This is a genomic window from Methylorubrum aminovorans, assembly GCF_022179725.1.
GTDB lineage: Bacteria > Pseudomonadota > Alphaproteobacteria > Rhizobiales > Beijerinckiaceae > Methylobacterium > Methylobacterium aminovorans.
Window position 1 is genome coordinate 1 of the sequence record NZ_BPRC01000118.1, and the last position, 215, is coordinate 215.

Consider the following 215-nt stretch of genomic DNA (forward strand, 5'->3'; position numbering starts at 1 on the left):
GCCTCCGCCTCGTAGACGAAGTCCTGTTTGCCGAAGCGCCCTTCCGCCTTGGCACCCGAGGTCAGCGGCTTGGGCAGTGTCACCGCGATACCAGCCTGATCGCAGGCTAGGGCCTGTCGTCGCCTGAACGGATTGCGAATTTTGGCGTTTTCTCGGTTTCGAATGAGGAGACGTGATGCTGTCAGACGCACAGTGGGGTGAGTTGGAGCCGTTGA

1 pseudogene is annotated in these 215 nt (G+C 60.5%); it reads right to left on the reverse strand.

Going from position 1 to position 215, the window contains the following annotated elements:
• A pseudogene (locus MFF24_RS28750) lies at positions 1 to 215 on the reverse strand (hypothetical protein); the annotation flags it as partial.